This window comes from Streptomyces sp. NPDC007162, assembly GCF_040634175.1.
GTDB lineage: Bacteria > Actinomycetota > Actinomycetes > Streptomycetales > Streptomycetaceae > Streptomyces.
Genome location: NZ_JBEYFC010000322.1, coordinates 1 through 10,410 on the forward strand (window position 1 = coordinate 1; position 10,410 = coordinate 10,410).

3 protein-coding genes are annotated in these 10,410 nt (G+C 75.2%); all 3 read left to right on the plus strand.

What is annotated here, in order from left to right; translation table 11 throughout:
• Window positions 1-2,483: SDR family NAD(P)-dependent oxidoreductase (locus ABZ646_RS30340; protein ID WP_360525712.1), on the plus strand; the 2,483-nt coding region annotated here is incomplete at its 5' end.
• 28 nt (window positions 2,484-2,511) lie between these two features.
• On the plus strand, window positions 2,512-9,084 hold the full coding sequence (locus tag ABZ646_RS30345; protein ID WP_360525715.1) for an SDR family NAD(P)-dependent oxidoreductase: 6,573 nt from the start codon (window positions 2,512-2,514) through the stop codon (window positions 9,082-9,084).
• 83 nt (window positions 9,085-9,167) lie between these two features.
• Window positions 9,168-10,410: beta-ketoacyl synthase N-terminal-like domain-containing protein (locus tag ABZ646_RS30350; protein ID WP_360525718.1), on the plus strand; the 1,243-nt coding region annotated here is incomplete at its 3' end.

The window sequence follows — 10,410 nt, forward strand, 5'->3', positions numbered from 1 at the left end:
ACGGCATCCACACCCTCGCCGACCACGGCGTCACCACCTACCTCGAACTCGGCCCCGACAGCACCCTCACCGCCATGGCCCGCGAAAACCTCGACTCCGGCCCGCAGAGCCAGGCCGTGTTCGTCCCCGCACTGCGCCACGACGGCGACGAGGTACACACCGTCCTCACGGCACTGGCCCGACTCCACATCGCCGGCGTCCCCGTCGACCTCGGCGTGTCCCTGCCGCCCGTTCACCTTCCCGAGCTGCCGACCTACGCCTTCCAGCGCGCGCACTACTGGCTGACCGGCGAGGGCGGCCCCGGTGCCGCCGATGATGCCGACGCCCGTTTCTGGGATGCCGTCGAGCGCGAGGACCTCGGGTCCGTGGGTGAGGTGCTGGGGGTGCGGGACGGTGCGGAGCTGGACGCCGTCGGCGGGGCGCTGGGCATGCTGTCGGCGTGGCGGCGCCGGCGTGACGAGCGGGCCGCGGCGGACCGGTTGCGCTACGAGGTGCTGTGGAAGCCGCTGCCCGGCGCCGCGTCCGGGGTGCCGTCCGGCACCTGGCTGGTCGTGCTGCCGGACGGCGGCGGTGCCGAGGAGTACGCCGAGCGGGTCGCGCCGGCGCTGGACCGGCAGGGGCTGCGCACTGTCGTCGTACGGGCCGGGGCCGCCGCCGACCGGGGCGGGCTGGCCGAGACGCTGCGGGGCGCGCTGGCGGGAGTGGACGACGTCGGCGGCGTCCTGTCGCTGCTCGCGCTCGACCGGCGTCCGCGGCCGGGCGGTGCCACGCTCACCGAGGGTGTCGCGGCGACCCTGGCGCTGGTGCAGGCGCTCGGGGACCTGGGCTCGGGGCACCGGTTGTACTGCGCCACCCGGGGCGCGGTCGCCGTCGGTGGCACGGACGGCATCGACGCCCCCGAGCAGGCGGCCGTGTGGGGGCTCGGGCTCGCCGTGGCGCTGGAACAGCCGGACCGCTGGGGTGGGTTGGTCGACCTGCCCGAGGTGTTCGACGAGCGGGCCGCCCGCACCCTGCTCGGGGTGCTGGCCGCCCCGGACGGTGAGGACCAGTTCGCGGTCCGGCCCACGGGCGCGCTGGTGCGCAGGATGAGCGGCCGTCCGCTGCTCCCGGGCGCGACGGCGGGACCGGAGTGGCAGCCACGCGGCACCGTGCTGGTCACCGGCGGCACCGAGGGCCTCGGCCGGCACGCCGCGCGCTGGCTCGCCGAGGCCGGGGCCGAGCACCTGGTGCTGACCGTCTCGTCGGACCCGGAGGCGCCACGGGTGCGGAAGGTGTGCGACGAGCTGAGGGCGCACGGCACGAAGATCACCGTTCGTCAGGTCGACCTCGGCGACCGGGAGGCGCTCGCGCGGCTGCTCTCCGGGCCCGCCGTCGTGCCGGAACTCTCCGGCGTCGTGCACACCGCCGATCTCGCGCGCGTCGCCCAGACGGACGTCACCACCGTCGAGGAACTGGCGCAGACGCTGGCAGCCAAGGTCGACGGGCTGTGGCACCTCGACGCGCTGCTGACCGGACGGGACCTGGACCTGTTCGTCGTCTTCTCCTCCGTGGCCAGTGTGTGGGGCGGCGGTGGGCAGGGGCCCATCGGTGCCGCCAACGCCCAGCTCGACGCGCTGATCGAACGGCGGCGGGCACGGGGGCTGACGGCCACCTCGGTGGCCTGGGGTGTGATCGACGGGTTCGGTGTGGCGTCCGACGCCGCCGCGCGGGAGCAGTTGCGCCGGCGTGGTGTGCTGCCGATGGCACCCGAGGAAGCCATGGCGGCGCTCACGCTCGCGGTGCGGGGCGACGACACGCGGGTGGCCGTGGTGGACGTCGACTGGGCGGCGTTCGTGCCCGCCTTCACCTCGCTGCGGCCGAGCCCGCTGATCGGCGACCTGCCGGGCGTACGGGAGATCGTCGACGGTCTGGCGGCGGCGGACGATCCCGGCGACGAGTCGGCCTCGGAGTTCCTGCGGCAGCTCGCCGCAGCCTCCGACGCCGAGCGGGAACGCGCGCTGATGAAGGCGGTCCGCGAGCACACGGCAATCGCGCTGGGCCACAGCGGCGCCGGGGCCGTGAAGCCGGGGCGCGCCTTCCAGGAGATGGGCTTCGACTCGCTCGCCGCGGTCAACCTGCGCAACACCCTCGGCGCCGCCCTGGGCACCAAGCTGCCCGCCACCCTCGTCTTCGACTACCCCACGCCCGCCGCGCTGGTGGAGCACCTGCGCACCGAACTGCTCGCGGACACGGCCGACGAGGAGCCGAGCGAGGCGGACGAGGAGGAGCTCCGCCGGACGCTGGCCTCGGTTCCGTTCAGCCGGTTCCGGGAGGCCGGGCTGCTGGACGCGCTGCGGCAGCTCGCCCGGGCGGCCGGCGCGGACGGACCGGACGACGGCGGGCAGTCACCGTCCGCCACGGACGCCGCCGAGGAACTCGACCTGATCAACGCAATGGACGTCGCCGGGCTGGTCCAACGAGCGCTGGACGGGAACCGGTTGTGATCGCGCACTCGACACGGTGGGAGCAGCCATGAGCAGCGGCCAGACTGAACAGATCGTCGAAGCGCTGCGCGCCTCGCTGAAGGACAACGCCCGGCTGAAGCACGAGTACGACAAGGCGGTCGCGGCCACCACGGCGCCCGTCGCCGTCGTCGGCATGGCCTGCCGCCTGCCGGGCGGGGTGTCCTCGCCCGAGGAGCTGTGGGAGCTGGTGTCCAGCGGGGGCGACGGCATCACCGGGTTCCCGGCCGACCGCGGCTGGGACCTGGACAACCTGTTCCACCCCGACCCCGACCACCCCGGCACCAGCTACGCCAGCGAGGGCGGCTTCCTGCACGACGCCGGGATGTTCGACGCGGGTTTCTTCGGCATCTCGCCGCGCGAGGCCGTGGCGATGGATCCGCAGCAGCGGATCATGCTGGAGCTGTCCTGGGAGGTGCTGGAGCGGGCCGGCATCGACCCGACGAGCCTGCGCGGCAAGGACGTGGGTGTGTACTCCGGCATCGCCTTCCACGACTACGGTGCCGGGCTGCCCGAGGTCCCCGACGAACTCGCGGGCTTCCTCCTCACGGGCGGGGCGGGCAGTGTGCTGTCGGGCCGGGTGTCGTACGTGCTGGGCTTCGAGGGGCCGGCGGTGACCGTGGACACGGCGTGCTCGTCGTCGCTGGTCACCCTGCACCTGGCGGCGCAGGCGCTGCGCGCGGGAGAGTGCTCGCTGGCGCTGGCCGGCGGGGTGACGGTGATGGCGGAATCCGACGCGTTCGTCGGCTTCTCGCGGCAGCGCGGGCTCGCCCCCGACGGCCGGTGCAAGGCGTTCGCGGCGGCGGCGGACGGTACCGGGTTCGCCGAGGGCGCCGGGGTGCTGCTCCTGGAGCGGCTGTCCGACGCGGTCGAGGCGGGCCATCCGGTACTCGCGGTGGTACGGGGCTCGGCAGTCAACCAGGACGGCGCGTCGAACGGACTGACGGCGCCGAACGGCCCTTCGCAGCGGCGCGTCATCCGGCGGGCGCTGAAGAACGCCCGGCTGACCGCTGCCGAGGTGGACGTGGTGGAGGCGCACGGCACCGGTACGGCGCTGGGCGACCCCATCGAGGCGCAGGCGCTGCTGGCCACCTACGGCCGGGACCGCGAACGGCCGCTGTGGCTGGGGTCGGTCAAGTCGAACATCGGGCACACGCAGGCCGCCGCCGGAGCGGCCGGAGTCATCAAGATGGTGATGGCGATGCGGCACGGAGTGTTGCCGCGGACGTTGCATGTGGATGCGCCGACACCGCAGGTGGACTGGTCGGCGGGGGCCGTGGAGCTGCTGACCGAGGAGCAGGCGTGGCCGGAGACGGGACGGCCGCGCCGGGCCGCCGTGTCCGGCTTCGGCATCAGCGGCACCAACGCCCACGTGATCCTGGAGGAGGCCCCGGCCGCCACCGATCCAGTGGACAAAACGGTTTCCGAGAAGCCGCTCCTGACCGGCGCCCCCGTGCCGCTGCTGGTCTCCGGGCGCGGCGAGGCCGCGCTGCGCGCCCAGGCCGAGCGGCTGCGGTCGTACGTGACGGACCGTCCCGGCGCGGCGCTGACGGACCTCGGCCGGTCGCTGGCCACCGGGCGCGCGGCGCTGGAACAGCGCGGTGTCGTACTGGCCGCCGACCGGGACGCCGCGCTGCGCGGCCTGGCCGCGCTGGCCGAGAACACCCCGGCGCCCGAGGTGGTGCGGGGCGACGGCGGCCCGACCACCGGGCACACCGTCTTCGTCTTCCCCGGCCAGGGCTCGCAGTGGCCCGGTATGGCGGCCGAACTCCTCGACTCCTCCCCCGTGTTCGCCGCCCGGTTCGCCGAGTGCGACGAGGCGCTGCGCCGCCACCTCGACTGGTCGGTCACCGACGTCGTCCGGGGCGCCGCGTCGGCGCCGTCCATGGAGCGCATCGAGGTCCTCCAGCCTGCGCTGTTCGCGGTGCACGTGTCGCTGGCCGCGGTGTGGACGGCGGCCGGGGTGGCACCGGCGGCGGTGGTCGGCCACAGCCAGGGGGAGATCGCGGCGGCGTACGTCGCCGGGGCGCTGACGCTGGAGGAGGCGGCCCGTATCGTCGTGCTGCGCAGCGCCCTGTTCGCCGAGGAACTGGTCGGCAAGGGCGCGGTGGCCTCCGTCGCCGCCTCCGCCGACGCGGTGGAGAAGCGGCTCGCGGCGTGGGACGGGCGGCTGGCCGTCGCCGGCCGCAACGGGCCCGCCGCGGTCACGGTCGCCGGTGAGGAGGCGGCGCTTGCGGAGTTCGTGGCCGGCTGCGAGGCCGACGGCCTGCGGGCCCGTGTCGTCGGCTCCACGGTCGCCTCGCACTGCGCCCAGGTCGATCCGCTGCGCGACCGTATCCTCGCGATGTTCGCCGACGTCCGTCCGCGCCGTTCGGCCGTCCCGTTCTACTCGACGGTCACCGGCGGCGCGTTCGACACCGTCGGCCTGGACGCCGAGTACTGGTTCAGCAACGCCCGCCGCCCGGTGGACTTCGAGTCCGCCGTGCGCGATCTGCTCGCCGACGGCTTCGGGTTCTTCGTGGAGTCCAGCGCCCACCCCGTGTTGGTCACCGCCATGCAGCAGCTCTTCGAGGACGCCGGGGCCGAGGCGGTCGCCGTGGGCTCGCTGCGGCGCGGCGAGGGCGGCGCGCCCCGGATGCTGGCCTCGCTCGCGGAGGGACACGTGGGCGGGCTGCCCGTCGACTGGTCCGCGGTCCTTGCAGGTGCGGCGGACTCTGACGGGGGCGCCGGGGATGCCGGCGGCCCGGAGCGGCCGACCGTCACCGACCTGCCCACCTACGCCTTCCAGCACCGGCACTACTGGCTGGAGTCGGGCCAGGGGCAGGGCCACGGCGACGCCGCGAGCCTCGGACTGACACCGGCCGGGCACCCGCTGCTCGGCGCGGTCACCGAGGTCTCCGGGACCGGAACCGGCTCCGCATCCGGCTCCGTGCTGTTCACCTCCCGCCTGTCGCTGCGCACCCACCCCTGGCTGGCCGACCACGCGGCGGGTGGCACGGTGCTGCTGCCCGGCGCGGCCTTCGTGGAGCTCGCGGTGCGCGCCGGGGACGAGGTGGACTGCCCCACCCTGGAGGAGCTCGTCGTCGAGGCGCCGCTGCCCCTGGCCGAGGGCGACGGCGTACGCGTACAGGTCCTCGTCGGCGAGGCGGACGAGCAGGGCCGCCGCCCGCTGTCCGTGCGCTCCCGCCCCTCGGACGGCGACCCCGGCGCGGCCTGGACCCGGCACGTCAGCGGCTTCCTGGCCCCGGCCGCCGGCACCCCGCCGGAGGCCTTGGCCCCGTGGCCGCCGGCCGGGGCGGTCCCGGTCGGCCCGGAGCGGGTGACGGAGGCGTACGAGGAGATGGCCGCCGCCGGATACGGCTACGGGCCGGCGTTCCGGGGCCTGCGCGCGGTGTGGACGCGGGGCGAGGAGGTGTTCGCCGAGGTCGCCCTCGCCGCGGACCAGGGGCTGTCCGCCGACGGGTTCGGGCTGCACCCTGTGCTGCTGGACTCCGCCATGCACGCCATCGGCTTCCGCACCCCGGCCGGCGCCGACGCCGCGCTCGCCCTGCCCTTCGCCTACCGCGACGTCGCCCTGCACGCCGCCGGGGCGGCCGCGCTGCGCGTCCGCGTCACCCCGCACGGCGCCGACGAGGTCGCCCTGCATCTGGCGGACGGCACGGGCACGCCCGTCGCCACCGTCGGCTCGGTGGTGTCCCGGCCGCTCGCCACGGACCTGCCCGCCACCCGTACCACCCCCGTCCGCGACCGTCTGTTCCGCGTCGGGTGGGACGAACTCCCCGCGCCCGGCCCCGTCGAGGACGCGCCGCACCCCGTGCCGGTGGCGACCGCCGAGGACATCCGTGAACTCGCCGAGACCGCCGACCTGGGCATCCCCGAGACGCTGCTCCTCGAACTGGAAGCGGCGGCTGACGGGCTGAACGCCGACGCCGTCCGTGACGTCACCGGCCGGGTCCTCGACCTGCTCCAGACCTGGCTGACCGCGCCCGAACTGGACGACACCCGGCTGCTGGTCCTCACCCGCGGCGCGGTCGCCGTGCACCACGACCGTGAACTCACCGACCCCGCCGCCGCGGCCGCCCTCGGCCTGCTGCGGTCCGCGCAGGCCGAGAACCCCGACCGGATCACCCTGGTGGACACCGACGGAGCCCGGGCGTCCCGCGCCCTGCTGCCCGCCGTCCTCACCGGCACCGAGCCCCAGCTCGCCCTGCGCGACGGCGTCCGCTTCGCCCGCCGGCTCACCCGCGCCGACACCACCGGCGCGCTCACCGCCCCCGCGGACGCGGCGGCGTGGCGGCTGGAGCCCGGCAGTGACGGCACCCTCGAAGGACTGGCGCTGCGCCCCTCCCCCGCCGCGCTCGAACCGCTCGCCGCCGGGCAGGTCCGCGTCGAGGTACGGGCCGCGGGCCTGAACTTCCTGGACGTCCTGGTCGCACTCGGCATGAACAAGGTCGAGGCCACCCTCGGCAACGAGGGCGCGGGCATCGTCACCGAGACCGGCCCCGACGTCACCGCACTCGCCGTCGGCGACCGGGTGATGGGCCTGTTCCCCGATGCCGTCGGCCCCGTCGCCGTCGCCGACCAGCGCACCGTCACCAGGATCCCGGACGGCTGGACCTTCCAGCAGGCCGCCTCCGTGCCCATGGCCTTCCTCACCGCCTACTACGGCCTGCGCGACCTCGCCGGGCTGCGCGCGGGCGAGACGGTCCTCGTGCACGCCGCCGCCGGCGGTGTCGGCATGGCCGCCGTGCAGCTGGCCCGGCACTGGGGCGCCGACGTCCTCGCCACCGCGTCCCCCGCCAAGTGGGACACCGTGCGCGCCACCGGCGTCCCCGCCGACCGCATCGCCGGCTCCCGCACCACGGAGTTCGAACGCCGCTTCCTCGACGTCACGCAGGGCCGCGGCGCCGACATCGTCCTCGACTCGCTGGCCGGCGACCTGGTCGACGCCTCCCTGCGGCTGCTGCCGCGCGGCGGGCGCTTCCTGGAGATGGGCAAGAGCGACCTGCGCGACCCCGCCGAGGTGGCGACCGCCCACCCCGGCGTCGCCTACCGGGCGTTCTCCCTCCACGAGGCGGGCGACGACCGTATAGGGGAGATGCTGCGGGACCTGGCCGCCCTCTTCGAGCAGGGTGTCCTGCGTCCCCTTCCCCTGCACACCTGGGACGTACGGGAGGCCCCGGCCGCCTTCCGGTTCATGAGCCAGGGCCGGCACACCGGCAAGAACGTCTTCACCCTGCCCCGCCCCCTCGACTCCGACGGCACCGTGCTGGTCACCGGCGGCACGGGCACCCTGGGCCGCCTGGTGGCCCGGCGCATGGTCACCGAGCACGGTGTGCGCCACGTCGTCCTGGCCGGGCGGCGCGGCCGGGCCGCCGACGGCGTGCCCGAGCTGGAGGACGAGCTGCGCGCCCTGGGCGCCGCCACCGTCCGCACCGTCGCCTGCGACGTCGCAGACCGGGCCGCGGCGGCCGCCCTGCTCGCCTCGATCCCGCCGGACGCCCCGCTGACCGCCGTGGTGCACGCCGCCGGACTCCTGGACGACGGTGTGATCACCGCCCTGACACCGGAGCGGCTGGCCGCGACGTTCCGGCCCAAGGTGGACGCCGCGCTCAACCTGCACGAGCTGACGGCCACGCTGCCGCTGAGCGCCTTCGTCCTCTTCTCCTCCGGAGCCGGCACCTTCGACTCCCCGGGCCAGGGCAACTACTCCGCCGCCAACGCCTTCCTCGACGCGCTCGCCCGCCACCGGCACGCCGCCGGGCTGCCCGCCACCTCCCTCGCCTGGGGGCTGTGGGGCCAGGTCACCGACATGAGCGCCCACCTCGACGACACCGACCAGCGACGCATGGCCAAGGGTGGCATGCTCGCCCTGTCCGTGCCCGAGGGCATGGAGCTGTTCGACGCCGCCCTGCGCACCCCCGCCGCCGTCCTGGTGCCCGCCCGCATGGACTTCGCCGCCCTGCGCGGCCTGGCCGGCACCGGCACCCTGCCCGCGCTGCTGGCCTCCCTCGTCCGGGCCCCGCGCCGGGCCGTCGACAACACGGCGGCGGACACCGACGACCTGGCCGGCCGGCTCGCCGGAGCGACCGCGGGACAGCGGGAGAAGATCCTGCTCGACCTGGTCCAGCAGGAGGCCGCCGCCGTCCTCGGCCACTCCTCCGCCGACGCCGTCGACCCCCACCAGCCCTTCAAGGAGATCGGCTTCGACTCGCTCACCGCGGTCGAGCTGCGCAACCGCCTCTCCCGCCGGGCCGGCACCCGGCTGCCCGCCACGCTCGTCTTCGACCACCCCGCACCCACCGCCCTGGCCCGCTTCCTCCTCGCCGAGCTGGGCCAGGAGGTCGACCCGGCCGAGCGGCTGCTGACCGAACTCGACGCCATGGCCGCGACGCTGGCCGGGACCAGCCCCGACGCATCGACCCACGCCACCGTCCTGACCCGCCTGAACGCGCTCGTCGAGCAGTGGAGGACGGCCGCGGACCCGGCCCGCACCGGTACCGATGTCGAGGAGTTCGACGTGGACACCGCGACCGACGAGGACATGTTCGACCTCATCGACCGGGAGTTCGGCACCACCTGACCGACCGCGACCTCCGACCACAGGCCCAGCCCAGGCCCCGGCCCGGCAGACCTCCGACGCGTTTCCATCAGGAGCGAACTCTCATGGCAGATGACGGGAAGCTGCGTGACTACCTCAAGCGCGTGCTGGCGGACGCCCGCCGTTCCCAGCAGCGGGTCCGCGAACTGGAGGCCGAGCGGTCCGAGCCGATCGCCGTCGTGGCGATGGCCTGCCGCCTCCCGGGCGGCGTCACCTCCCCCGAGGAACTGTGGGACCTGGTGCGCCGCGGCCACGACGGCATCACGCCCTTCCCCGAGGACCGCGGCTGGGACCTGGACAACCTGTTCCACCCCGACCCCGACCACCACGGCACCAGCTACGTCCGCGAGGGCGGCTTCCTGCACGACGCGGGCGACTTCGACGCCGCCTTCTTCGGCATCTCCCCGCGCGAAGCGGTCACCATGGACCCGCAGCAGCGCCTTCTGCTCGAACTGTCCTGGGAGACCTTCGAACGCGCGGGCATCGACGCGACCGCGTGGCGCGGCAAGGACGTCGGGGTCTTCGCCGGCTTCGCGGGCAGCGACTACGGCAGCGAACTCACCGGACTTCCGGAGGAGCTGGAGAGCTACCTGATGACCTCCGGGGCGGGCAGCGTGCTGTCCGGCCGGATCTCCTACATCTTCGGCTTCGAGGGCCCCGCCGTCACCGTCGACACCGCCTGCTCAGCCTCCCTGGTGGCCCTCCACCTCGCGGCGCGGGCCCTGCGCGCGGGTGACTGTTCCATGGCCCTCGCCGCAGGTGTCACCGTCCTCGGCACCCCCCGCGCCTACATCGGTTTCTCCCGGCAGCGCGGCCTCGCCGCCGACGCCCGCTGCAAGGCGTTCGCCGCCGCCGCGGACGGCACGATCTTCGCCGAGGGCGCGGGCGTCCTGCTCCTCGAACGGCTGTCGGATGCCCAGCGCCTGGGCCACCGTGTGCTGGCGGTGCTGCGCGGTAGCGCGGTCAACCAGGACGGCGCCTCCAACGGCCTCACCGCCCCCAACGGCCCCTCCCAGCAGCGCGTCATCCGCCAGGCTCTGGCCGACGCCCGCCTCACCGCGTCCGACGTCGACGCGGTCGAGGCACACGGTACGGGCACGGCCCTCGGCGACCCCATCGAGGCCCAGGCGGTATTGGCCACCTACGGACAGGGCCGCCCCGCGGACCGGCCGCTGTGGCTGGGCTCGGTGAAGTCGAACATCGGGCACGCCCAGGGCGCCGCGGGCGTCGCGGGCGTCATCAAGACGGTACTGGCCCTCCAGCACGGAATCCTGCCGCGCACCCTGCACGTGGACGCCCCCACCCCAC